This window comes from Nocardiopsis sp. CNS-639, from assembly GCF_000381685.1.
Lineage (GTDB): Bacteria > Actinomycetota > Actinomycetes > Streptosporangiales > Streptosporangiaceae > Nocardiopsis > Nocardiopsis dassonvillei.
Genome location: NZ_KB906864.1, coordinates 26,377 through 49,556, shown reverse-complemented (window position 1 = coordinate 49,556; position 23,180 = coordinate 26,377). Strand labels below are relative to the sequence as shown.

The 23,180-nt window shown below is 72.1% G+C and carries 20 protein-coding genes; 7 read left to right on the top strand and 13 right to left on the bottom strand.

The features are described from left to right. Window positions 1-219: 219 nt before the first annotated feature. Genes G011_RS0117460 through nadD form a run of 3 tightly spaced genes read right to left on the bottom strand, consistent with a single transcriptional unit; the run spans window position 220 to window position 1,947 of the window. Window positions 220-843 (bottom strand): histidine phosphatase family protein, encoded by a 624-nt coding sequence (locus G011_RS0117460; protein ID WP_026338398.1) that lies wholly within the window; start codon window positions 841-843, stop codon window positions 220-222. 34 nt (window positions 844-877) lie between these two features. Beyond that, a complete protein-coding gene (gene rsfS / locus G011_RS0117455) occupies window positions 878-1,276 on the bottom strand; it encodes a ribosome silencing factor (RefSeq protein WP_013154371.1) in 399 nt (132 codons plus the stop codon). Between the two features lie 17 nt (window positions 1,277-1,293). Beyond that, the gene (nadD, locus tag G011_RS0117450) at window positions 1,294-1,947 is read right to left on the bottom strand and encodes a nicotinate-nucleotide adenylyltransferase (protein WP_255342147.1); all 654 of its coding nucleotides are present in this window, start codon (window positions 1,945-1,947) and stop codon (window positions 1,294-1,296) included. A 231-nt stretch (window positions 1,948-2,178) separates the two neighbouring features. On the opposite strand from nadD, the gene G011_RS0117445 reads away from it, so the two are divergent. Continuing rightward, entirely contained in the window at window positions 2,179-3,234 is a 1,056-nt protein-coding gene (locus G011_RS0117445) for a M48 family metallopeptidase (RefSeq protein WP_013154373.1), read from the top strand. A 276-nt stretch (window positions 3,235-3,510) separates the two neighbouring features. On the opposite strand, the gene G011_RS0117440 is transcribed toward G011_RS0117445, so the two are convergent. The 3 genes from G011_RS0117440 to G011_RS0117430 all read right to left on the bottom strand — a co-directional run bounded on the left by G011_RS0117440 (window position 3,511) and on the right by G011_RS0117430 (window position 6,975). Then, window positions 3,511-4,242: a S9 family peptidase gene (locus G011_RS0117440; protein ID WP_019609613.1), complete on the bottom strand. Its 732-nt coding sequence runs from the start codon at window positions 4,240-4,242 to the stop codon at window positions 3,511-3,513. A 178-nt stretch (window positions 4,243-4,420) separates the two neighbouring features. Beyond that, window positions 4,421-5,392: a hypothetical protein gene (locus G011_RS0117435; protein WP_019609612.1), complete on the bottom strand. Its 972-nt coding sequence runs from the start codon at window positions 5,390-5,392 to the stop codon at window positions 4,421-4,423. Window positions 5,393-5,700: 308 nt separating this feature from the next. Beyond that, window positions 5,701-6,975, bottom strand: coding sequence for a glutamate-5-semialdehyde dehydrogenase (locus G011_RS0117430; RefSeq protein WP_013154376.1), 1,275 nt, complete (start codon window positions 6,973-6,975; stop codon window positions 5,701-5,703). 539 nt (window positions 6,976-7,514) lie between these two features. On the opposite strand from G011_RS0117430, the gene G011_RS0117425 reads away from it, so the two are divergent. The 3 genes from G011_RS0117425 (at window position 7,515) to G011_RS32890 (ending at window position 10,440) form a co-directional block, all read left to right on the top strand. After that, the gene (locus G011_RS0117425; RefSeq protein ID WP_231391518.1) at window positions 7,515-8,807 is read left to right on the top strand and encodes an AMP-dependent synthetase; all 1,293 of its coding nucleotides are present in this window, start codon (window positions 7,515-7,517) and stop codon (window positions 8,805-8,807) included. Between the two features lie 106 nt (window positions 8,808-8,913). Beyond that, window positions 8,914-9,876 carry an aldo/keto reductase gene (locus tag G011_RS0117420; protein WP_019609610.1) on the top strand — a complete coding sequence of 321 codons (963 nt, stop codon included), beginning with the start codon at window positions 8,914-8,916 and terminating at the stop codon, window positions 9,874-9,876. Window positions 9,877-9,975: 99 nt separating this feature from the next. Further along, entirely contained in the window at window positions 9,976-10,440 is a 465-nt protein-coding gene (locus G011_RS32890) for a MarR family winged helix-turn-helix transcriptional regulator (protein WP_013154379.1), read from the top strand. 280 nt (window positions 10,441-10,720) lie between these two features. On the opposite strand, the gene G011_RS0117410 is transcribed toward G011_RS32890, so the two are convergent. The 4 genes from G011_RS0117410 to G011_RS0117395 form a co-directional block, all read right to left on the bottom strand. Then, window positions 10,721-11,776 carry a 3-oxoacyl-ACP synthase III family protein gene (locus G011_RS0117410; RefSeq protein ID WP_019609609.1) on the bottom strand — a complete coding sequence of 352 codons (1,056 nt, stop codon included), beginning with the start codon at window positions 11,774-11,776 and terminating at the stop codon, window positions 10,721-10,723. Window positions 11,777-11,861: 85 nt separating this feature from the next. Further along, the gene (locus G011_RS29950; protein WP_019609608.1) at window positions 11,862-12,611 is read right to left on the bottom strand and encodes an HAD family phosphatase; all 750 of its coding nucleotides are present in this window, start codon (window positions 12,609-12,611) and stop codon (window positions 11,862-11,864) included. A 35-nt stretch (window positions 12,612-12,646) separates the two neighbouring features. Further along, window positions 12,647-13,744 (bottom strand): ScbA/BarX family gamma-butyrolactone biosynthesis protein, encoded by a 1,098-nt coding sequence (locus tag G011_RS0117400; protein WP_231391517.1) that lies wholly within the window; start codon window positions 13,742-13,744, stop codon window positions 12,647-12,649. 179 nt (window positions 13,745-13,923) lie between these two features. Continuing rightward, entirely contained in the window at window positions 13,924-15,396 is a 1,473-nt protein-coding gene (locus tag G011_RS0117395; RefSeq protein ID WP_019609606.1) for an MFS transporter, read from the bottom strand. A gap of 222 nt (window positions 15,397-15,618) precedes the next feature. On the opposite strand from G011_RS0117395, the gene G011_RS0117390 reads away from it, so the two are divergent. The 3 genes from G011_RS0117390 to G011_RS0117380 all read left to right on the top strand — a co-directional run bounded on the left by G011_RS0117390 (window position 15,619) and on the right by G011_RS0117380 (window position 20,421). Beyond that, window positions 15,619-17,280 carry an FAD-dependent monooxygenase gene (locus tag G011_RS0117390; protein WP_019609605.1) on the top strand — a complete coding sequence of 554 codons (1,662 nt, stop codon included), beginning with the start codon at window positions 15,619-15,621 and terminating at the stop codon, window positions 17,278-17,280. A gap of 482 nt (window positions 17,281-17,762) precedes the next feature. Next, complete coding sequence (locus tag G011_RS0117385) at window positions 17,763-19,001, top strand: AMP-dependent synthetase (protein ID WP_231391516.1); 1,239 nt, start codon at window positions 17,763-17,765, stop codon at window positions 18,999-19,001. Window positions 19,002-19,461: 460 nt separating this feature from the next. Then, window positions 19,462-20,421 carry a cyclase family protein gene (locus G011_RS0117380; RefSeq protein WP_019609603.1) on the top strand — a complete coding sequence of 320 codons (960 nt, stop codon included), beginning with the start codon at window positions 19,462-19,464 and terminating at the stop codon, window positions 20,419-20,421. A gap of 115 nt (window positions 20,422-20,536) precedes the next feature. Here G011_RS0117380 and G011_RS0117375 read toward each other — a convergent pair whose 3' ends face one another. The 3 genes from G011_RS0117375 to proB all read right to left on the bottom strand — a co-directional run bounded on the left by G011_RS0117375 (window position 20,537) and on the right by proB (window position 23,141). Continuing rightward, complete coding sequence (locus G011_RS0117375; protein WP_019609602.1) at window positions 20,537-20,983, bottom strand: type II toxin-antitoxin system PemK/MazF family toxin; 447 nt, start codon at window positions 20,981-20,983, stop codon at window positions 20,537-20,539. Window positions 20,984-21,020: 37 nt separating this feature from the next. After that, window positions 21,021-21,911, bottom strand: coding sequence for an alpha/beta hydrolase fold domain-containing protein (locus G011_RS0117370; protein WP_026338395.1), 891 nt, complete (start codon window positions 21,909-21,911; stop codon window positions 21,021-21,023). A gap of 72 nt (window positions 21,912-21,983) precedes the next feature. Continuing rightward, a complete protein-coding gene (gene proB / locus G011_RS0117365; RefSeq protein ID WP_019609600.1) occupies window positions 21,984-23,141 on the bottom strand; it encodes a glutamate 5-kinase in 1,158 nt (385 codons plus the stop codon). Between the last annotated feature and the right edge of the window lie 39 nt (window positions 23,142-23,180).

Here is a 23,180-nt window from a genome sequence, read left to right as displayed (position 1 = left end):
GCAAAGCCCCGCGTTGCGAGGAAACACGCCCCCACCCGGCCGATCAACGCGGCCTCAACCACAGGGGCCCAGAGGCGAAGCCCCACGTTGCGGGAGAGCACCCCATCCGCCCCGCCGATTCCCGCAACCCCTTGACGCACACAAGGGAGTCGATCGGACCTGTGGGGTCCTGCCGACTCCCTGAACCATAGCGGAATCCGGCCCGAACGTCGAAACGGTTCAGGCGTCGTCGCTGAGCACGACCGGCTCGGGGAGGCTGGCCGCGTTGTGCTCCATCAGCCGCCACTGCCCCCGGCGTTCCTGGAGCACCGACCAGCAGCAGTTGCTGATGGGTCCCAGGAGCTCGCGCTGTTCGTCGGGGATCCCCAGCAGCCGGGCGATCCCCACTCTGAGGGCGGCGCCGTGGCTGACCACGACGAGCAGCCCCCCGGTCGGGGTCTTGCCCAGTCCGCGTTCGACGGCGGCGCGCATCCGGTCGCCGACCTCGGCGATGAGTTCGCCGTCGGGGATGTCCATCCGCGCGTGTTCGACCGGCCAGCGCGCGGACAGCTCCGCCCCGGTCATCCCCTCCCATGAGCCGCCGAAGCGCTCGCGCAGCCCCTCGTCGAACTCCACGGGCACCCCGGAGGCCCGGGAGAGGTATCCGGCGGTGTCGGCGGCCCTGGTCAGGTCGGAGGCGACGATGACGTCGGGGTTCAACGAGGCGAGCAGCTCCCCCGCCCGCCTGGCCTGGGCGTGGCCGACCGGATCGAGTGCGATGTCGGTCTGCCCCTGGAAGCGGTTCTCCACGTTCCAGGACGTGCGTCCGTGCCGCCAGAACAGCACACGAGGGGTGTCGCTCACGTGGTGTGTCTCTCCGCTCGCAGTGGGGTCGGGGTCAGAACTCGTCCAGCGGCGTGCGCTGGGCGCCGCGCGCGCCCTCGGGGAGGTCGATCTCGGGGCAGTCCTTCCACAGCCGTTCGAGACCGTAGTAGCCGCGCTCCTCCTCGTGCTGGATGTGCACGACGATGTCGGCGTAGTCCAGCAGGACCCAGCGGCCGTCACGCTCGCCCTCGCGCCGGACCGGCTTGGCCCCGGCCTGGAGGCGGAGCTGGTCCTCGACCTCGTCGACGATCGCGCGGACCTGCCGGTCGTTGGGGGCCGAACACAGCACGAAGGCCTCGGTGATGACCAGCTGCTCGCTGACGTCGTAGGCGATGATCTCCTGGGCGAGCTTGTCGGAGGCGGCTTCCGCCGCGACCCTGACCAGCTCCAGTGCCCTGTCGGTGGCTGTCACGTTGTGCTTGCTGCCTTTCAGCTCTCTAGGTAGAGCCCGGTCTTGTTGATGTAGCGGACGATGCCGTCGGGCACCAGGTACCAGATGGGTTCGCCCTTGCGGACGCGTTCCCGGCACTCGGTCGAGGAGATGGCCAGCGCGGGGACCTCCACCAGGGAGACCTTGCCCTCGGGCAGTCCGGTGTCACTGAGGTGGTGACCGGGCCGGTTACAGCCTACGAAATGCGCGAGCTCGAAGAGTTCGTCGACGTTGTGCCAGCTCAGGATGGCGCCCAGCGCGTCCGCCCCGGTGATGAAGTACAGCTCCACGTGGGGGCCGTACTTGGCGCGCATCTCGCGGAGCGTGTCGAGGGTGTAGGTGGGCCCCGAACGGTCGATCTCGATGCGGTCCACCCGGAACTGGGGGTTCTCGGCGGTGGCGATGACCGTCATCAGGTAGCGGTCCTCGGAGGGCGTCACCTTGGCCAGGTCCTTCTGCCAGGGCTGGCCGGTGGGCACGAACACCACCTCGTCGAGGCCGAAGAGGTGCGCGACCTCGCTGGCCGCCACGAGGTGGCCGTGGTGGATGGGGTCGAAGGTGCCGCCCATGATGCCGACCTTGGTCGGGCCGGTTCCTCCCCGGGGCGCGGGGGAGTCCCCGTTGCGGGATGCGTCGGAAGCTGCGTGCGCCACTGTGCGCTCCGTTTCGCCGTGGACGTTGCCGTTGCCGGGATCGGCCAACCGAGATTAGCCGACGGAGGGCACCACCGCTGTCCCCTTCCTCCCTTTTCGGTCCTCGCACCGGGACAACGAACGCCGTGCCGGGTTCCTTCCCCCGGGTGCGTCGACGGCGCTCGGAAATCGCGTCATATCTCGAAGCCGGAAACCGTGGCCAAGCGCGATCACGGCGCATAGCATGCCGATATGGCCAACACACCAGACCGCGTCCGCGTCCGGCTCTCCGAGATCTCGCCCCGCGCCTACGAACACCCCGCAGACCGTGGCGCCCTGGTGGCGCTGCGCTCGCTGCGCGGGTTCGACGAGGTGTTCAAACGCCTGTCGGGACTGTTCAACGAGCGCGCCCTGCGACTGATGTTCCTGTCCAGTGCCGTCCGGGTCGGTCCCACCCAGTTCCCTCACGTGTACGACTACGTGCGCGACGCCGCCTACGTCCTGGACATGGACGAGGTCCCCGAGCTCTACATCCAGATGAACCCGAAGCCGAACGCCATGGCGATCGGCAGCAACCGCCCGTTCATCGTGATGACCACGGGCCTGTTCGACCTGCTGGACGCCGAGGAGCAGCGCTTCGTCATCGGCCACGAGGTCGGCCACATCCTCAGCGGCCACGCCGTCTACCGCACCATGCTGCTGGCCCTGATCCGGCTGGCCACCCGCGTGGCGTGGGTGCCGCTGGGCTTCATCGGCATCCAGGCCATCGTGGCCGCGCTGGAGGAGTGGTACCGCAAGTCCGAGCTGTCCTGCGACCGCGCCGGGATCCTCGCCAGCCAGAACCCCGAGGCGGGCAAGCGCGCCCTGATGAAGCTGGCGGGCGGCTCCAAGCTCGTGGAGATGAACCCCGACGCCTTCCTCGAGCAGGCCCGCGAGTACGAGTCCGGCGGCGACGCCCGCGACAGCCTCATCAAGCTGGTCAGCCTGGTCGGGCAGACGCACCCGTTCGCGGTGGTGCGCCTGGCCGAGCTGCACCGGTGGATCGAGGACGGTTCCTACCAGAGCATCGTCAACGGCGACTACCCGCGCCGCTCCACCGACCGCGACGCCCGGGTGGGCGAGGAGGCGCGCAAGGCCGCCGACTCCTACAAACAGTCCTGGGAGCGCACGGGCGACCCGCTGCTGGGCACCCTGCGCGACGTCGCGGGCAGCGCGGCCAGCGCGGGCGGCAAGATCTTCGACACCGTCGCCGACCGGTGGCGCAACGGCTCCTCCCGCACCAACCAGGGCTCGGGAACCTCTTCCTGACCGGGCTCTCCCCCCGACACCGGCACCGGCGCCCGGGAACCCGGCACCGGTTCCCGACGCGCGTGGGAAACGGGTGCCCGGCCGCGAGGGGCGGCACCCGCGAAGCCGACGCCGCCCGGGCGGGAGATGGTGCCGGGTTCCCGGCCCGGAGGGGCGGCCCCCGGACGCGGGCCGCCCCTCCGGCGTGTCCGGCGGGTGCGCTTCCCGGCGCGCGGCTCCGCTGAGCCGGGGTCTCCCACGTCGCGGGGTGCGAGCGCGTCTTCGGGCGTGTCCGGCTCAGCGCAGGTCGGCGAGGTAGGCGCGCACCCCCCGCCAGGCGGGGTGGGCGGGGTCGATGACCGCGAAGTGGTCGGCTCCGAACGGCTCGTGGTGGTCCACGGTGTCCCCCGCGGCGCGCGCGGCGGCCACGTAGACGCGACTGTGGTCGACCGGGACGCGCTGGTCGGCGTCCCCGTGTACGACGAGTTGGGGCACCCCCAGCGGCACGCGCAGCAGCGGCGAGCTGGCGGCGTACACCCGCGCGGAGGGGGCGGGGCCCAGGAACGGCTCCACCGCCCCCTCGCCCAGTCCCTCCCGTGCGCAGCGCTCGGGGTCGGTGACAGGCGCGAGGGCGACCACGGCGCGCACGGGCGTGCGGGGGTGGAGCGCGTTGAGCAGGGCCAGGTGCCCGCCCGCCGAGTGGCCGACGGACACCGTGCGGGACAGGTCGTAACGGCCGGGCTCGCGGGCCGCGGTCTCGGCGAGGGCCGCCAGGGCGCGGTCGACGTCGTCGAGCGTCTGCGGCCAGCCGCCCCCGTCGTCGCCGGTGCGGCGGTACTCCACGTTCCACACCGCCCACCCGGCGGCGGCCAGGTCGCGGGCCAGCGGATCCATGAGCCCGGCGTCGAGCCCGTCCCGCCACCAGCCGCCGTGCAGCAGGGCGGCGACGGGCGCGGGCCCGCCGCCCTCCGGTTCCCACAGGTGCGCGATCTGGCTGGGGTGTTCTCCGTAGGACACGGTGGTGGGCACGCGTCGCTCCTCGTCGTCGGGCCGGCCTCCCGCGGACGGTAACAGCCCTCTCCCCGCCGCCCCCACCGCGCGTCCCCACGATGCGCTCCGGCGGGGCCGCGGGGCCCCGGCACACGGCAGCGCCGACGGCGGGGCCGTCGGCGCTGTCGGGCGTCCTGGCATGACCGGAAAGCGGGTCCTAGAAGGCGGGACCGGCGGCCATGGCCTCGTCGATGGTCGTGGAGCGGGCCTCCTCGACCTCCTCGACCAGGTCGTCCTCGTGCGCCTCGAACTCCTCGACCACGGCGGCGGAGAAGCTGCGCAGGGCGATCTCCTCGGTGAGGATGTCACCGCGGACGCGGTTGCTCTCACCGATCTGGGCGGTCGGGCTGTTGGCGGAGGTGGACAGGTCACCGCCGACGATGTTGTTGTCGATGTAGACGCCGCCGCTGACGCCGGTGACGCTCAGGTCGCCGTCGACGTAGTTGACGGAGGAGCAGAAGCCCTCCTGCTCCCCGGCGCCGACCGCGACCGGACCCGTGCCGCCGCTGTAGGTGGCCGCGCCGATCACCTCGCTGTCGCAGAGGATGCCGCCGCTGGCGGGGTTGTTGACGGTCAGGGCGCCGCGCACCACGGAGTCGTAGATGTCGGCGTACTCGACACCGTCGGCCTTGACGGCGCCGCCGATGCGCGAGCCGGAGACGTAGACGGCGCCGACCTCGGCGTTGATGCTGTGGACGGAGGAGTCCACCACGTAGGCGAAGCCGTCGGTGTTGCCGCCGTCGACCGGGACGGCGCGCAGGGCGGCACCCGTGGAGCTGTTCTCCAGGTAGGTGCCGTAGGAGCCGCGGTTGACCACGCGGTCGCCGACGGAGCTCTCCTGGGAGTCGAAGTAGGCGTCCTGCTGGACGGTCACCTTCCCCTCGATCTCACCGCCGATGATGTGCAGGTTGGCACCCTGGCGGACGGTGACGTCGCCCTGGATGACCGTGCCGTCCAGGAAGCAGCTCTTGCCGGCGGGGACCGCGAGGTCCGTGGGCAGGGTGATGGCACCGCCGTGGCCCGAGCAGAGGGTGACCAGGTCAGCCTGGGCGGGGGAGGCCATCAGCGTGACACCACCGACGGCCAGGGCGGTCGTGGCGATGGCAGCGACCTTGCTCCGGAGCTTCATTCGGGGGATTCCTTTCGTTGTGACCGTGGGGGGGCGACACTCCGAGCGATGCGGAGGCGCGCCGTGAGACACCACAGTGAAATTACCGACCAGCCGTCCCTTTGGGAATACGTGCTAGACGAAGATTCGCTTCTGTCCAGGTTTCCAGCGGGAAAACGCTCCAGATGCCAACGGTCCCTCGAACCCCGGAAGTGACTCTCGGTCGCACAACGGACACACGCGTCAGGCCGGCGCCGCGGTCGGCCCCGTGGCGTGCGGTCCTTTTCGGCCCGGGGCCGCCACCGCGAGGGCGGCCCCGGCGCGCGCGGCTACTTGAGGTGGCCGTCCCCGGTGACCACGTACTTGGTGGAGGTCATCTCGGTCAGCCCCATCGGGCCTCTGGCGTGCAGCTTCTGGGTGGAGATGCCGATCTCCGCGCCGAAGCCGAACTCGCCGCCGTCGGTGAACCTCGTGGAGGCGTTGACCATGACCGCCGCGGAGTCCACCCGGGAGACGAAGTACCGGGAGGCCTTCAGCGAGTCGGTGACGATGGCCTCGGTGTGCTGGGTGGAGTACCTGCGGATGTGGGCCAGCGCCTCATCGATGGTGGGCACCACGCGCACGGCCAGGTCCATGGACAGGTACTCGGTCGCCCAGTCCTCCTCCGTGGCCTCGACCACCCGGGCCCCGGTCGGGTGGGCGGCGGCGGCCTCCAGCACCCGGGGGTCGCCGTGCACGGTCACGCCGCTCTCGCCGAGGGCCCGCAGCACGCGCGGCAGGAACTCCTCGGCCACGGCCTCGTGCACCAGCAGGGTCTCGGCGGAGTTGCACACCGAGCAGCGCTGCGCCTTGGCGTTGGTGGTGATGGCCACGGCCTTGTCGAGGTCGGCGTCGGCGTCCACGTAGACGTGGCACAGGCCCTCGCCGGTCTCGATGACCGGCACGGTGGAGTCGCGCACCACGGCCTGGATGAGGGAGCCCCCGCCGCGCGGGATGAGCACGTCCACCAGGCCGCGCGCCCGCATGAGCGCGGTGGAGGACTCGCGGGTGCGGCCGGGCACCATCTGGACGGCGTCCACCGGGACCCCGGTGCCCTCCAGGGCGTCCCGCAGGACCCCGACGATGGCGGTGTTGGAGGAGTAGGCGGAGGAGGAGCCGCGCAGCAGGGCGGCGTTGCCGCTCTTGAGGCACAGGGCGGCGGCGTCCACGGTGACGTTGGGGCGGCCCTCGTAGATGATGCCGATGACACCGAGCGGCACCCGGATCTGGCGCAGGTCCAGGCCGTTGGGCAGCACGGATCCGCGCACGGACTCGCCCACCGGGTCGGGGAGCTCGACGATCTCGCGGACGGCCTCGGCGATGGCCTCGATCCGCTGCGGGGTGAGGGTGAGCCGGTCGACCATGGCCGGGCTGGTGCCGTCCTCGCGGGCCCGCGCCACGTCCTCGGCGTTGGCCGCGGTGATCTCGTCGGACCGCTTGACCAGGGCGTCGGCGATCGCCAGCAGTGCGGCGTCCTTGACCGCCCGGCTGAGCGGGGCGAGGTCGGCCGCCGCGTCCCTGGCCCGCCCGGCTACCGCGTGGACCTCGCGCTCGATGTCACTCATGGTGCTCTCTCTTGGTTGGGAGGCCATCCCGGCGTACCCGCCCTGCGGCGTCGAAGGTTCTCAGGGGCATGCGCCGGGGTGAACGCTTTCAGCGTATAGCGCGGCCCCGCCGGACGGGGGTTGTCCACAGGGCGGAGTCGGGCACGCGCGGCCGGGCCGTCCGATCCGGCCCGCCACCTCGGCGCCCACCGGACGGACACTGGTACCCGAACCCGAGTCGGTGACCGGGCGTGATGCCCCGCAGGCCACACGTGAGGAAGGTCATACAAGGCGGGAGACGACGGCCCCTATCACGGGAACGCCCCCGACGACGGACGATAACGAAAGGTGTCGACGCGGTCACACGGCCCCGGAGGGCGCCTCGGATATCGTCGCATTCTCTCGAATGGACGCATTCCGAAGGTAGCTGCGGCCCGCCCCGCCGACGACTGGACAACGAAGTCCAGGGAACTTCTGGTCACTTCGGATTCATGGCTCCGCAGCAGTACGAACCACCGTGATCTGCCGCATTTGAGTACACCAGGAACGCGAGTGCGAGAATGACAACGAATTTCGGTCCACGAACGACCCTCGGCGGGGCTCCGTCCACGGCAGGGGCACTGGCCCGGCTGACCAGGATTCCGGTGCTGCGGGAGAAGTACCTCCGCTACACCTCCGGGGTCTCCGCGCCGGAGCTGTCCGACCTCCCCACGCTCGACAGGGACGAACTGGGCCGGGCGATCGACACCCTGGTGCGCACCGACCCTTCCGCCCTGACCCGCGCCTCCCTGAACGTCATGGGGGGCACCCGGTCGACCATGCGCCTGGGGGCGGTCCCGGCGGACCTGTACCTGGACGAGATCGCGCCGCACGTGCGCCCCTTCGAACAGGGCGACCTGTTCACCACCCTCGGCACCCCGTTCCACATGCGGGCCTGCCAGGAGCTGCACAACGGACTCGCCGCCAGGGCCGGTGTGCCCACACTCTCCATGGACGCGCCGACCGACCAGATGATCGACGCCTACCTCGACCTGTTCGAGCGCCACGGGGTCAACGCCCTGGGCACCACCCTCGACACCTTCCGGAGCCTGCTCCGTTACTGCGCCGCGTCCGGCCGGGACCTCGGGTTCCTGCGCAAGGTGCTGTGGAGCGGCCCGGCCATGGACGCCGCCACCCGAGCGCTGATCCGGACACACTTCCCCCACCTGCGCACATGGGCGCTCTTCGGCTCGGCGGAGACCTGGATCATCGGGCACAGCGGTCCGGACTGCGCCAACGACACCCTCCACCCGCTCCCCCACCAGTACACGGAGATCGTCGACGGGCGCATGCTGGTGACCGTCACGCACGAGAAGGCGGTCGTCCCGCTGCTGCGCTACGAGACCGGAGTCGCGGCCGAATGGACGGCCTGCCCCTGCGGCCTGCCCGGTCCCGCGGTACGCACCCACAGCCGCATAGACGCCCCGATGGGGCCGCTCAGCCGCGTGGTCTCCCCCCTCGACCTCGTGCCGCTGGCCCTGCGGCTCGACTCGGTGGAGGCGGCCCAGGTCGTCCTGGTCGATCCCCACACCGAGGACGAACGGCTCCACCTGCGGGTCCGGCTGCGCCCGGAGACCAGGTCCGAGCTCTACACCGGCGAGTGGATCCGGCAGCACGTGCTGTCCGAGTCGCTGGGGCTGTCCGAGGTGACGGAGGAGGCCCCGGAGTCCTTCGAGGTCATCGTCTCCCGGCACATGCTGCGGGAACTCCCGGACGGGTCGGCCCCCGAGTTCCTGGTGCGCGAGGGGGGACGCCTCCGAATCCAATCGATATCGAGTCAGGCTCAGGGTTCTTATGGTACCTTCTCGGCATAGGTTCAGGAGGGCGGGTCGCACGCGCCGTATGCGGCGCCCAGGTCACACCACCGGGTAGCACCTCCCTGAGTCGCGTCGAGCACGACCACCGAGCACAGGAGTGCGCATGCGGACTGTTCCGCTGACCACCGACGGCCCCACCGTGTCCGCCCAGGGGCTGGGCTGCATGGGGATGAGCGAGTTCTACGGCCCGGGAGACGAGGCCGACTCCCTCTCGACCCTGCACCACGCCCTGGACCTGGGCGTCGGCTTCCTCGACACCGCGGACATGTACGGGCACGGGGCCAACGAGGAGTTGGTGGGCAAGGTCGTCCGGGAACGGCGGGAGGAGGTCGTCCTCGCCACCAAGTTCGGGATCGTCCGCGACCGCGGGACCGGCGCCCGCAGCCACCGCGGGGACGCGGAGTACGTCCACGCGGCCTGCGACGCCAGCCTCTCCCGCCTGGGCGTCGAGACGATCGACCTCTACTACATGCACCGGCGCGACGCCTCGGTCCCCGTCGAGGAGACGGTCGGGGCCATGGCCGAGCTGGTCGCCCAGGGCAAGGTGCGCCACCTGGGGCTGTCCGAGGTGAGCGCCGACGAACTGCGCGCCGCCCACTCCGTGCACCCGATCGCCGCCGTGCAGACGGAGTGGTCGCTGTGGAGCCGCGACGTGGAGGAGTCCGTGGTGGGCGAGTGCGCGCGGCTCGGCGTGGGCTTCGTCCCCTACTCCCCGCTGGGACGCGGCTTCCTCACCGGGGCCCTCCCTCCGGTGGAGGAGCTGTCCGCCGACGACTTCCGCCGCGGCAAGCCGCGCTTCTCCGGTGAGAACGCCGTGCGCAACCAGGATCTGCTCGCCATCGTGCGGCGGGTGGCCGAGGCACACGGCGCGACCCCGGGCCAGGTCGCCCTGGCGTGGGTCCACGCCCAGGCCGAGCGCTGGGGCCTGCCCGTCGTCCCCATCCCGGGAACCAAGAGGCGCGAACGCCTGGAGGAGAACGTGGGCGGCGCGGACCTGGTCCTCTCCCCGGAGGACCTCGCCGAACTCGACACCATCGCCGACGCCACCGCGGGCGCGCGGTACTGACCCTCCCCCGAGCCGGGGTGGAGCGGACGGCTCCCGGCGCCGGCCTGACGACCGGCCGACGAGCACGGAGGGACAGGCGCTCTGAGATACGATTCCCAGATGACCCAGCTTCCCATGGACCAGCGGATCGGTCATCACCTGAAGCGCGCCGAGCAGGAGCTGATCTCCGCGAAGCACGCTGTTCTGAGGCAGTTCAACCTCTCGGTCCCCCAGTACACGGTCCTGCTCGTGCTCTCGGAGGAGCCCGGGGCCTCAGGTGCGATCCTGGCCCGCAGGTGCCTGGTGACCCCCCAGACGATGTCCTCGGTCCTCGCGACCCTGAGCAGGCGCGAACTGATCGAGCGCAAGCCCCACCCGCTGCACTCCCACATCCTGGAGACGAGGCTCTCCCCCAGCGGACAGGACCTGCTCGCCAAGGCGGACGAGGCCGCGATCCGGGTGGAGATGCGGCTGAGCGAGGCGTTCAGCAGCGAGGAGGAGGGTGAATTCGTCCGCTTCCTCAGCCGGTGCGCGGAGGTCTCCGCGGAGACCCGCACCGAACTGGCGGACCTGGGCGAGGAGTGACCCCGGTCCGGGCGGGCGCCCCGGCGTCACCGCGCGGGGAGCCGGACGGGGCCCCGCCCCGCCACTCCGTGGGCGCCCGCCTCCCGCGTCTTCCCGGAGAGGCGCTCGCAGGGGCGCTCACCGAGGCGTTCTGAAAGGCATCCGGACAGGCGTCCCGGGCAAGGCGTCCGGAAGAGGCCGCGCCCCCACGGTCGGGACACCGACCGTTCACGCACGTCCCGGGATGGAGCGTGCACGGCCTCGGGGACCGGACACGCCCCGCCTCCCGGCCCGGGAGGGGTCACGCGGGAACGTGGACCGGAGTCGTCCCCGTGGACCGGACCGAACGGACCACGGAGGCCGCCCTCGCGGCCACGGGACTCCACCGCACGAGGGCCAGCCCGACGCTCATGCCGCCGCCGAACCCCGCGAGCAGGACGAGGTCGTCCCGTTCGAGCAGCCCGGCGCGGTGCACCGTGTCCAAGGCGACGGGCACCGATCCCGAACCCGTGTTGCCATGGGTCTGCACGGTCAGGTGGAGGTGGGCGTTGTCCAGGCCCAGCGACGGCCAGACGTCCTCGAGCATGGCGCCGTTGGCCTGGTGGGGCACGAAGTGGCGGATCTCCTCCCGGTCCACGCCCAGGCCGTCGAGCATCCGGTGGACCGCCTCGGGCAGCCGCCGGGTGACGTACTCGCGCACGCCGCGGCCCTCCATCGTGAAGAAGTGCCCGCCCTGTCCCAGGGTCTCCGCGGAGGCGGGCAGGCGCGAGCCCCCGGCCGGAACCCTGATCAGGTGGTGGTGGTCCCCGTCGGTGAGCAGCTGCGTCCCCATGACGCCGCCGCGGTCGTGTGCGGGCCCCAGCAGGACCGCGCCCGCGCCGTCACCGAACAGGATCGCCGTCCTGCGGTCGCCGTAGTCGAGGATGCGGGAGTAGATGTCCGCGCCGATGACCAGCGCGTAGGCCTCCCCGTGCGGCCGCAGCAGGTGCTCGGCCACGGAGAGGGCGTAGACGAACCCGCTGCACACGGCGTTGACGTCGAACGCCGCCGCGGACCGCGCGCCGAGCAGGTGCTGGGTGATGCTGGCCGTCGCGGGCTGGGGGTGGTCCGGGGTGGACGTGGCGACGATGACGTAGGCCAGGCGGTCCGCGGACACGCCCGCCTGTGCCAGGGCCCGGCGGCCGGCCGCCGCGGCGAGGTCGGAGGTGGCCTGGTCGGGGGCGGCGCGGCGGCGCTCGCGGATCCCCGTCTTGCGGCGGATCCACTCGTCGGTGACACCGGCGGTGCGGGCGATCGGCTCGTTGCCGACCACTTCGTCCGGCAGGTACGAGCCCGTGCCGAGGATGGCGATGGTCATCGTGCTGTCTCCTTCTTGCTGGGCTGAGGGGAGGGGAGGGCCCGGGAGCGCCGCCGCACCGCGCGGAGGCGCTCCCGACCCGGCGTCACGCGTTCACCGACGGGAGGGGTAGGGCTCCCTCCGCCGCGCCGGGGCCCGGGCGGCCGGAGCGGACGCGTTCCCATCCGTTGGCCTCGGCGTGCGCGGTGAGCGTCGCGTCCTCGCCGACGGCGACCGGGACTCCCACGGCCGACAGCAGGGCGAGGTCGCTGGAGTGGTCTCCGTAGGCGGTGCACGAGGACAGGGGTACGCCTCTCACCGCCGCGGCGGCCCTGGCGGCGGTCTCCTTCGTCGCGCCGATCATCGGGACGAGGACCTCACCGGTCAGGTGCCCGCCGCGGACGACCGGCCGTGTGCCCAGTGCCCAGTGGGCTCCGGCCTCCTCCGCGATCGGGTCCAGGCAGGCGAAGAAGGAGCCCGAGAGCAGGACGACCAGGTCGCCCTCGGTCCGGTGGCGGCGCAGGCGCTCCAGCACCGGCGTGTGCCAGAAGCCCGGCACGCGCGCGGCCTCGGAGAACCACGCGCGGCCCTCGGCGCGCAGCTCCTCGACGGACTCGCCCGCCATGATGCGGTAGTAGAGGCGGTTGACGTCCTGGCGGGGCACGCCCCGGGCCGCCGCCGCCTTGAGGTGGGCCACGGCCCGTTCGTAGGAGCCGGGCGGCCTGGAGCCGTTCCCGAGGTGGAACTCCAGGAACGAGAACATGCTCTTCGGTCCGATGAGCGTCTCGTCCACGTCGAAGAACGCGATGCCGCGCCCCCGGGTCCCCGGGGTGTGCGCTTCGTTCGCAGGGGTCATGGCTTCTCCTGTCGTAGGGGTCGGCACGGTCCGCTTCACGCGGGGAGGCGGACCAGAGCGACCTCGATCCGGCAGATCGACGCGCCCCTCTGGAGCACGTCCACCTCGACGGAGGTCGGGGCGGGTTCCGGGCCGCCGGTGGGCGCGAGGAACTCCACGATTCCGCCCTGCGTGTAGTAGACGCCCTCCTCCTCGGGCCCCTCCGCCCCCGCCGGAGCGGTGACGGCCCGCAACTCGGTCCGGGGCTCCAGTTCGCCGAAGCTGGTGAAGGTGGCGGTGATCTCGGTGGGGTAGGCCTTGGCCGGCGAGGTGCCCCGGACCTCCAGGAGCGTGTTCAGGGCCAGTTGGCGCCCGGCCTCGATCAGGACCATGCCCGGCAGGTGGTCCTGGGCGTGGTCGAACAGGCTCGGGTGCTGGGGCAGCACGCGCAGGGAGGCCGACACGGTGTCCCCGGCCCCCGCGAGCCCGGTCAGGACCACGTTGTCGCCGTTCGACCGGCCGACGAGGTAGGGGGCGGGGACCTCCCCGCTGACGGTGAAGTCGAAGGTCTCCGTCGAGGGGACCGGCTCGCCGGAGCGGTTGCGCAGGCGCAGCGCCTCGTAGCTCGCCGGGGATTTGAACCGCAGGCCGACGACGGCGTTGCCGACCTCCGTGCCGCCGACGAAGAGTCGGAACCTGGCGTCGTAGCCGACGACGCGTCCTTCCTTGACCCTCTTGTCCCCGACGGAGCAGAGCATGCGGAGGGCGCACGGAGCCGTCCCCACCGTCATCAGCTCGGGGCGCGTGATGGTGATGCCCAAGGTGGTGAGCACGAACTTGTGGTCGAAGGGGACGCCGTAGTGGGTGTGCGCGATGGCCAGCCCCACCTGTCGGCATGCTTCGAGCAGCAGCACGGGGTCGTGGCGGCGGGGGCGGAGCAGGTGGTCGCCGTAGTAGGCGTGCGAACGGGGGAGCTGGGCGGCGGCCGCGTGGGCGTCACCGCCGAGGGGCTGGGTGTCGGTGACGAAGACCTCCGCCAACGACTCCCGGTGGACGACGGTGCGGTCGACGGTCCGCTCGTAGTCCAGGGCCGGACCCTCCGGGCCTGCGGTCACGGTGTCGGTGGCGCCGTTGAGGAGGTGGTGCACGGGCATCTGCATGGTATGTCTCACATTCCTCGGGCTTGTGGTCCTGATGTGGGGGCCGCGGACGGAGAGCGTCTCCCGCGGTGCGTCGGTACGGCGGGCCGGAGGCCGGGGGCCGGGGTCCGGGAGGGGCGGTCGGTGGTGGACGGTGGACGGGAGCCCGGGCGGAGGGCCCGCGAGGACCCCGCCTAGCGGAGCTCGCGTTCCCTGACGACGAGGAACGTGACCACCGCGCCGGCCAGGGCGAGGAGCGCCAGGCCCAGGAACGTGGTGTGCATCGCGGAGGTGAGGCTGGCCGAGACGGCGTCCAGCGCGGTCGAGCGGTCCGCCTCGGCGAACTGGCCCAGCGCCGTTTCCAGTCGGCCCTGGGTGGCCTCACCCGCCAGGGTCCGCTCCTGTTCGGGGTCGGCGAAGGGGAGGTCGAGCGTGTTCAGGGACAGGGTCGCCAGCACGGACCCGGCTCCGGCGATCGCCACGCTCTCGCCGGTGATGCGCATGGTGTTGAAGATGCCCGAGGCCATCCCGGCCCGCTCGACCTCCACGGAGCTGAGCGCCGCGTTGTCCATGACGCCGAAGGCGCTTCCCACCCCCGTGCCGAACAGGGCCAGGGGAGCGGCGAGCGCCGTCCAGTGCTGGCCCGGCTGGAGGGTCGTCAACCACAGGGATCCGCCGGCGATGAGCAGGGAGCTGGTGGCGAGCATGACCCGCAGGGGGAGCCTGGCGGCGAGCTGCCCGGCCAGCATCGGCAGGGCGAGCACCGGCAGGGTCAGGGGCAGGAGCAGGGCCCCGGCCTCGGCGGCGCCGAACCCGCCGACGCCCTGGAAGAAGGGCGGCAGGTAGACGAGCAGGACCACGAAGCCGAAGGTGATGGTGAAGGGCTGGCAGACGACCACGACGAACGTGGGCCGCTTGAACAGCGAGAGGTCGAACATCGGGCGCCGGACCCGTGACTCCACCACGACGAAGGCCGCGAGGAAGACGAGGAACCCGACCGCCGACCCGATCGCGCTCAGGCTGAGCCAACCCGCCTCGGCGCCCTGGACGAAGGCGAGGGAGAGCAGGAACAGGCTGGTGCTGAAGGTCATGACGCCGCCCCAGTCCACCGAGGTGGAACCGGGGTCGCTCGACTCCCGGATCGAGCGGACCAGGAGCAGGACGACGGCGGCGAACGCGAGGTTCATCAGGAACACCATGCGCCAGTCCAGGAAGTTGACCATCAGCCCGGCGACGAAGGGCCCCATGGCCAGCCCGAAGCCGAAGGAGGTTCCCAGGAGGCCGAAGGCCCGGGCCCGGGCCGCTCCCCGGAAGGAGTCGGCGAGGATCGCCGATCCGCTGGTCATGATGCCCGCGGCGCCGATGCCCTGGACCGCGCGGGCGACGTCGATGACGAGGATGTTGGAGGAGAGGCCGATCACCGTGGCCATCGCGGTGAAGACGACGAGGCCGATGACGAGGACCCGGCGCCTGCCGAAGCGGTCGGCGAGTCCGCCGGCGGCGAGCATGAACGCCGCGAAAGTGACGTTGTAGGCGTTCTGGACCCACTGGGCCTCGCCGACGCTGGCGTTCAGGTCGGCCGCGAGCTGGGTGAGCGCCACGGCCGGAGCGGTGACGGCGAGCGGCAGCATCACGCTGGACAGGGCGACGGCGACGAGTGTGGCCACCGCCTGTCCCCTGGTCAACGGGGCGGGAGCACTCCGTGCGCCCTGCCGATCCGTTGCTTCTATCGCCATTCCCCTACCCCTTAATTCGCTTCCTTATAGCCATCCATTCGTGGATGAGCATAAGGTGTCTTATGTCCATCGTCAATCTTATAGGACTGGCCACGCACGCGGCGGGCGGACCCGGGACACCCGCCGCAACCTGTTCGATCGGAGCTCCCCGAAATGCAGTTGACCAGCGACGACACCGCTCCCACCCGCGCACACGGCGCCCCCTCCGACGTCCTCGTGGTCGGTGCCGGGCCCGTGGGCCTGACCGCCGCGTGCGAGCTCCTGAGACGAGGAGTACGCGTACGGCTCATCGACCGCGCCGAGTCCGCCTCCCCCTTCCCCAAGGCCCTGCTGCTCTGGCCGCGCACCCTCGACCTGCTGGACGACCTGGGCGCCCTGGAATCCACCCGGCGGGCGGGTATCGACATCCGCAGGTTCCGCTACTACTCCTCCGGCGACCCGCTGGCCACGTTCACGTTCCCCGAGCACCTGGCTCCGGTGTGCCTGCCCCAGAACGAGACCGAGCGCGTGCTCACCGAGCGGCTGCACGCGCTCGGCGGGCGCATCGAACGGGGGGTGCGGCTGCTCGCCCTCGACGGGCTGGACTTCTCCGGCGACATCACCGCGACCGAGGGGGTGACCGCGATCCTCGAACACTCCGACGGGACCGTCGAGCGCTACCACGCGCCCTTCCTCATCGGCGCGGACGGCGCGGGCAGCGCGGTGCGCGCCCAGATCGGCACCGGCTTCGTCGGCAGCACCTACGAGTCGGCGTTCGCCCTCGTGGACTGCCACATCGAGGGGGAGCTGCCCGTCGACGAGGCGCTCTACTACCAGTCGCCCCGGGGCGCCCTGGTGATCGTCGCCCTGCCCGACGGCGTCTTCCGGTTCTTCGCCAGCCTCCCGCCCGGGGAGAAGGCGGGGGTGGACCTGCTCCAGCGGATCACGGACGAGCAGGGCCCGGGAGGGGTCCGGCTGGTCGACCCGGTGTGGGAGTCCGTGTTCCGCGTGCACCGGCGGCACGCCGACGACTTCCAGCGGGGCCGCGTCTTCCTCGCCGGGGACGCGGCGCACGTGCACAGCCCGGCCGGGGGCCAGGGCCTCAACACCGGGATGCAGGACGCGCAGAACCTGGCCTGGAAGCTGGCCGCGGTGACACGGGGCGAGGCCGGACCGGAACTGCTCTCCACCTACGGCCCCGAACGCAAGGACGTGGCGCGGCAGGTCGTGCGCGACACCGACATCCAAACACGCGGGTGGATGCTCCAGCACCCCGTGCAGACGGCGGGCCGGGACGCGGCCTTCCGCATACTGGAACCGGTCATGGAACGCGGATACCTGCCCGTCATGGCGGGTTACCGGTTCCGCTACACACCCGCTCGCCTCACCCAGGAGCCCACCTGGCCCTCCCTGTGCCGGGTGACCGGACGGCTGGCGGGCGCCGTCCGCACCGGCCACGCCCTCCCCCGCTCCCTCGCCGTGGACCTGGGCGTCGCCGGGCACGGGGAGGCCGGGAGCGGGCAGGGGGTCCACGGGTGGACGCTCGCCGTCACACCCGGCCGCGGACACACCCGCGACGGGGAGCCGTTCTCCGCGCTCGTCGCCGACCGGCCCCAGGTGCGGACGGTGGCGCTGAGCGCCGACCAGGCCTCGGAGCACCGGCTGTGCTCGGCACCGGGCTACCACCTGGTCCGACCGGACGGCTACGTCGCCGCCCACGGGCACGCGCGGGACCACGCCCGCCTGAGGGTGGAACTGGCCGTGCACCTGGGGGCGGCGGACGGTCGGCGACATGCGCCCGGGGCCGTCGGACAGGCCGCGCCGAGCCGCGTCTGAGAGCCTCCTCCACACGGCGCCCGGCGGTGCCGACGGCGTTCGGCACCGCCGGGGCTCCGACGCGGACCGGCCCCGCCGGCGGGGCCGCCGAACCGACACGGTCACACCGAGCCCCCGCGCACGCCGGGTCGTGCCCCGGCGCCTCCCGCGGCCGCCACCTCCACCCCGCACAGCGGCCAGGATCGGTGAGCAAGGTCACTCGACCGCATCCGGCCACCGGGGGGACACGCTCCGAGGTGTCTCCCAACAAGTGCACATGACCTGCGGTGATCGCACGCTTACCAGCAGGGGAAATCTTCACCATGTTCCTCGGTGAGGGAATCTGCTTTACTGTCCAACGGCCTCGAACCCGCCATGCCGACAACGAAGGCATTTCCCCGAGAAGAATTAACGGGAATTCTACATTCATTAACGTCACCGCAGCCGCCCCGGCGGGATGAACGAAATCCCTGACACCCAGAGATGCGAGCACGAGAATGACGATGAATATCGGAGGAAAAGTGGAGGGGCCGCTCTCCCTGGCCCACGCGTTACAGCGCCTGGCGAGGATCCCGTCCATGCGGCGCAAGTACGGCCGTCACCTCGTGCTGGGGCGCAGGCCCCGCCTGGTGGACCTGCCTCCCCTCACCCGTGAGGAGCTCGGCGAGGCCGTCGACACGATGATGCGGGAGTCCCCGGCCGAACTCTCCCGGGCCTCGCTCCACCTCATGGGAGGAACAACGTCCACGAGCCGGCTGGGCGCGCTCCCCTCCGACCTCCACGTGGACGAGATCGCCCCGCACCTTCAGCCCTTCGCGCCGGGCGACCTGGTCGCGAGCCTGAGCACTCCGTTCCACATGCGCGCGTCGCACGACCTGCACAACGCGCTCGCCGCACGGGCCGGCGTCCCCACCCTGTCGCTCGACGCCCCGACGGACCAGATGATCGAGCCGTGCCTCGACCTCTTCGAGCGGCACGGGGTGAGCGCCCTCGCCGCCACCCTGGACACCGTCCAGCGCGTCCTGCGCTTCTGCGCCGCGTCCGGACGGCGCCTGGACTTCCTGCGCAAGGTGCTCTGGAGCGGACCGGCGATGGACGCGGGGACGCGCTCGCTGATCCGCACGCACTTCCCCCACCTGCGCACATGGGCGCTGTTCGGCTCCGCGGAGACCTGGATCATCGGGCACAGCGGACCCGACTGCGCGATCGACACCTTCCACCCGCTCCCCTACCAGTACACCGAGGTCGTCAACGGACGCATGCTCGTGACCGTCACGCACAGGAAGGCGGTCGTCCCCCTGTTGCGCTACGACACCGGCACCGGGGCCGAGTGGACGTCGTGCACCTGCGAGCTGCCCGGTCGGCCCCTGCGGACCAACAGCCGCATAGACGCGCCCTACGGTCCGCTCAGCAGTCTGGTGTCCCCCGCCGACCTGGCGTCGCTCGCCCTCCAACTCGACTCGGTGGAAGCCGCCCAGGTGGTCATGATCCGTCCGCACACCGAGAACGAGCGGCTGCGCCTGCGGGTCCGGCTCCGCCCCGGGACGGAGCCGGACCTGTACACCGTCGAGTGGATCCGGCACCACGTGGTGTCCGGCTGCCTGGCCCTGGCGGAGATCATCGAGGAGGCCCCCGAGACCTTCGAGGTGACCCTCTCCCGGCGGCTGCTGGACCAGTCCTCGGACGGCTCGGCGCCGACGATGGTGGTCCGCACCGCGTCCCGGGGCCGCTGCTCCGCGTAACCCGTTCCCGCCACCCGGCCCCGCACAGGGCCGGGCGGGAATTCACCGGCGCGGCGCGAGCGCGGCTTCCGCGGAATACCGCGGGACGCGGGCTGTCACGTCGAGGAGCAATACCCTCCGCTCCCCAGGCGGGCGCGGCGGCCCGGAGGGCGGGGTGTACTCGGTTAACACACAACGGGCCCAGGGGAACGGCGGAAAGCGCCGTACCGACTCCGGACACGCCCCAACCGCTCCGGCCCTTCCGGCTTCCCCGCCGGAGAACGACACCTCCCGGAACGGGCGCGAGCCTCCGCGCCGGTCCGTCCGCGTGTTCGCCCGGTCACCTTCCGCGGCGAGACCGCCGGTCCGCATCCGTCCTAAGCACAAGACATCGCATGGGGCACAGGCTTCACTTTTACATAAGAGATCGTATACTCATTCCAGATCGAACGGACAGCAGACCTGGAAGAGGAACACTGCGATGTGCGGACCCCACGTGATCCACAAGGCCCGGAAGACGTTCATGACCGCATCGGGGCACGCCCCGGAAACGCCGGGGGGCACGATCACGGCGGAGCGGCCTGCGCCGCCCGCGCGCCCGGCCGGCGCGGGCCTGGGCCGCAGGCGCATGCTGACCGGTTCGGCGGCCGTCGGCGCCGTGCTCACCGGGATCGGCGCCCTCGGAGGGCCGGTGGAGTCCGCCCACGCCCAGACCATCGCCGGGATCAGCCCGTCGCGGCTGACGGTCACCGACCTCACCCACGTCCTCCACAACGACTTCCCGATCTACCGGCCCTACATCCTCGACCCGAACATCTTCCAGTTCGCCTCGATCGAGGAGGACGGCTTCAACGCGCTCAAGCTGGAGATCGACGAGCACACCGGTACCCACTTCGACGCGCCGTGGCACTTCAACGACAGCGCTGACGCACTGCACACCCACGAGGTGGACCCGCGCGACCTGGTCTGTCCGCTCGTCGTCGTCCGCATCGCCGACCGCGCCGCGAGGCACTACGACGCCCAGGTCACCGTGGCGGACCTGCGCCGCTGGGAACGGCGCCACGGTCGCATCCCCCGGGGCGCCCTGGTCGCCATGGACTCCGGATGGAGCGCGCGGGTACTCCAGAGCGAGGAGGCGATGCTCAACCGCGACAGCGACGGCGTCGCCCACTTCCCCGGGTTCGACATCGAGGCGATCGACTGGCTGCTGAGCGCACGGGACATCGCCGGGATCGCCGTGGACACCCCGAGCTTCGACTACGGGCCCGACTCCGCCTCCAACCCCGAGGCGCACGTGTTCCTCCTCGGGGAGAACAAGTACGCCGTCGAGATGGTCGCCCACCTGGAGACGGCCCCCGAGAGCGGCGCTATGGCGATCGTCGGCGTCGCCAACATCCGGGGCGGTTCCGGCGGCCCCGTACGCCTGTTGGCCCTCTCCTGAGGTGACGGGGGGCGCAGGGCCCCGGCGGCGGTCCTGCGCCCCGGGGCCCGACCGCCCTTCCGGTGGGGACCCGGCCGTCCCCGGGACCCCCGGACGGGCGACCGCCCTCCGCCGCTCAGCTCCACCCGTAGCGGGCGCGCAGGACGTCGGCGACCATCCAGAACAGCTCCTCGTCCATGACGGCCGCCTCCCGGCGGATGTCGTCCTCGTCGAACTCGAAGAGCCGGTCCACCCGCACGTAGGAGTCGCGCTGTTCCCGGTCCCAGGGGCCCGAGCCGACGGGCAGCCAGTCCTGGCGCTCCCACGCGTCGGGGCGCTGGGAGGACAGCATCAGCCCGTGCAGCCGCCCGCCCCGGCGGCCGACCACCAGCAGCGGGCGGTCCTTGCCCCGCCCCGGGTCCTCCTCGTAGGGGACCCACGTCCACACGATCTCGCCCGCGTCGGCGAGTCCGTCGCGCTCGGGCGCGTAGACGAGCCTGGTGGCGCTGGTGGCGGTGGGGATCTCGCGGACCTCGCCCCGGTGGGGGTGGTCCTCGCTTCGGCGCGTCGTTCGTTCGCTCACGCCCGCATCCTAGGGCGTCCGCCCCACCCGGGAGGTCTCACAGGTCCTGGACGGTGCCGATGATCCGCGCCCGCGCCCGGCTGCCCTCGGGAACCGGGACCAGCGGGTAGACGTGGAAGGCCCCCTCCTCCTCGTGCAGGTCCACCTCTCCCCCGGCCTGCGCGACGAGCGCGCGCAGGCGCCGGGTGTCGGGCAGGAACACGTCGCGGGTACCGATGTAGAGGTCCATGGGCGGCAGACCGGAGAGCACGCCGTTGACGGGGCTGAGCCGGGGCAGGGACAGGTCGTCGCCGTCCGCCCACACCTTGGCGGCCTCCTTGAGGCCGACCGGGCTGAGCCAGGGGTCCCTGCCCTCCACCTCGGCGATGTCGGGGTTGGACATGGTCAGGTCCGTCCACGGGGAGACCAGGATGAGCCGCGCGGGCTGGGGCAGGCCCTCCCCGGGCAGCGTCTGCGCGAGGGCGAGCGCCAGCCCGGCCCCGGCCGAGTCCCCGGCGAACACCGTGCGCTCCGGCGCGACGTGCTCCAGCAGGTCGCGGTACACGGTGTGGAGGAAGCCGAACGCCTCACGGTAGGTGTGCTGGGGCGCCAGCCCGTAGATGGGCACCTCCACCCGGCAGCCCACGTCCGCCATGCGCGAGATCAGCACCCAGTGCCAGGGGGAGATCTCGCTGATGTAGGAGCCCCCGTGCACGTACAGGACGGCCTTGTCGGGGTCCTCCTCCCGGTCCCGGGCGAGGACCGTGTAGCTCGCGAAGCCCCCGACCTCCCGCCGGGTGGTCTCGTGGCGCTTGGCGACCCAGTGCGGCGGCTCGGGGTCGTCCTTGGCCTCGTCGATGCGCTCGCGCGCGCCCTCGACGGTCTCCATGGGGCGCTTGCGCGCCACCCGGAACGCCACCGCGAGCATTCTCGCCACCAGGCTAGGCATGGGTGTCTTCACTCTCCTCGGGGGTGTCCCCGACATTGCCACAGAGGTGTCGCGGCGGTCCGGGTGTGTGGTCTAGAGCACGACCAGGTCGTCCCGGTGCACCAGCTCGCGCTCGTAGGAGGGGCCCATCTCGCGGGCCAGCCACCGCGTGGACCTGCCCATCAGGTCGGGCACCTCGGCGGCGTCGTAGTTGACCAGTCCGCGGGCGACGACGGCGCCGTCCTCGTCGCACAGGTCCACCGGGTCGCCCGCGTTGAAGTCGCCGGTCACCCTCACCACACCGGCCGGGAGCAGGGACGCCTTCTCCCGCACCACCGCCGTGACCGCGCCGGGGTCCAGGACCAGGCTGCCCCGGCCCGCCGTGGCGTGCGCCAGCCACAGCTGGCGGGCCGAGGGGCGCCGTCCGTGCGCCGGGGCGAACAGGGTGCCCGCGGGCCCGCCCTCCAGGGCCGTGCGGGCGTTCGCGGCGGAGGTGAGCAGGGTGTGCACGCCCGCCTCCGTGGCGATCCGCGCCGACGCCACCTTGGTGACCATCCCGCCGGTGCCCACGCCCCGCCCGCCCGCGCTGCCGATGTCGATCCCGTCCAGGTCCGCCGGGCCGCGCACGAGGCTGACCACCGACGACCCCGGAGCGGAGGGGTTGCCGTCGTACAGGGCGTCCACGTCCGAGAGCAGCACCAGCGCGTCGGCGCGCATCAGGTGCGCCACCAGGGCCGCCAGGCGGTCGTTGTCGCCGAACCGCAGCTCGTGCGTGGCCACGGTGTCGTTCTCGTTGACGATGGGCAGGGCGCCGATGTCCAGCAGGCGGCGCAGCGTGCGCTGGGCGTTGCGGTGCTGCACCCGCCGCATCATGTCCTCGACCGTGAGCAGGACCTGCGCCGCGGTGAGGCCGTGGCCGGCCAGCTCGGCCGTGTACGCGGCCAGCAGCAGCCCCTGGCCCACGCTGGCGGCGGCCTGCTGGGAGGCCAGGTCACGGGGCCTGCGGACCATGCCGAGCGGGGTCATCCCGGCCGCGACCGCCCCGGAGGAGACCAGGATGACCTCCTGGCCCGCGGCGCGGCGGTCGGCCAGCACCCGGACCAGGTCGCGGATACGGCAGGAGTCGATCCGGCCGTCGGGTGTGGTCAGGGAGGACGATCCCACCTTGACCACGACCCGGCGCGCGGCGGCCACCGCCGCGCGCCCGGAGGCCTCCAGGGAGTCGGTCTGTTCGATTCCTGCGCTGTGCACCGTGTGGGGCTTTCCATCCAGTGGCGCGGCACCGGGTGC

What these genes read in the sequence shown, in the direction of transcription:
- G011_RS0117445 (WP_013154373.1), top strand. Translation starts at nt 2,179, where the DNA reads ATGGCCAACACACCAGACCGCGTCCGCGTCCGGCTCTCCGAGATCTCG.
- G011_RS0117435 (WP_019609612.1), bottom strand. Translation starts at nt 5,392, where the DNA reads ATGAAGCTCCGGAGCAAGGTCGCTGCCATCGCCACGACCGCCCTGGCC.
- G011_RS0117430 (WP_013154376.1), bottom strand. Translation starts at nt 6,975, where the DNA reads ATGAGTGACATCGAGCGCGAGGTCCACGCGGTAGCCGGGCGGGCCAGG.
- G011_RS0117425 (WP_231391518.1), top strand. Translation starts at nt 7,515, where the DNA reads ATGACAACGAATTTCGGTCCACGAACGACCCTCGGCGGGGCTCCGTCC.
- G011_RS0117420 (WP_019609610.1), top strand. Translation starts at nt 8,914, where the DNA reads ATGCGGACTGTTCCGCTGACCACCGACGGCCCCACCGTGTCCGCCCAG.
- G011_RS32890 (WP_013154379.1), top strand. Translation starts at nt 9,976, where the DNA reads ATGACCCAGCTTCCCATGGACCAGCGGATCGGTCATCACCTGAAGCGC.
- G011_RS0117410 (WP_019609609.1), bottom strand. Translation starts at nt 11,776, where the DNA reads ATGACCATCGCCATCCTCGGCACGGGCTCGTACCTGCCGGACGAAGTG.
- G011_RS29950 (WP_019609608.1), bottom strand. Translation starts at nt 12,611, where the DNA reads ATGACCCCTGCGAACGAAGCGCACACCCCGGGGACCCGGGGGCGCGGC.
- G011_RS0117400 (WP_231391517.1), bottom strand. Translation starts at nt 13,744, where the DNA reads ATGCCCGTGCACCACCTCCTCAACGGCGCCACCGACACCGTGACCGCA.
- G011_RS0117390 (WP_019609605.1), top strand. Translation starts at nt 15,619, where the DNA reads ATGCAGTTGACCAGCGACGACACCGCTCCCACCCGCGCACACGGCGCC.
- G011_RS0117385 (WP_231391516.1), top strand. Translation starts at nt 17,763, where the DNA reads ATGAATATCGGAGGAAAAGTGGAGGGGCCGCTCTCCCTGGCCCACGCG.
- G011_RS0117380 (WP_019609603.1), top strand. Translation starts at nt 19,462, where the DNA reads ATGTGCGGACCCCACGTGATCCACAAGGCCCGGAAGACGTTCATGACC.
- G011_RS0117370 (WP_026338395.1), bottom strand. Translation starts at nt 21,911, where the DNA reads ATGCCTAGCCTGGTGGCGAGAATGCTCGCGGTGGCGTTCCGGGTGGCG.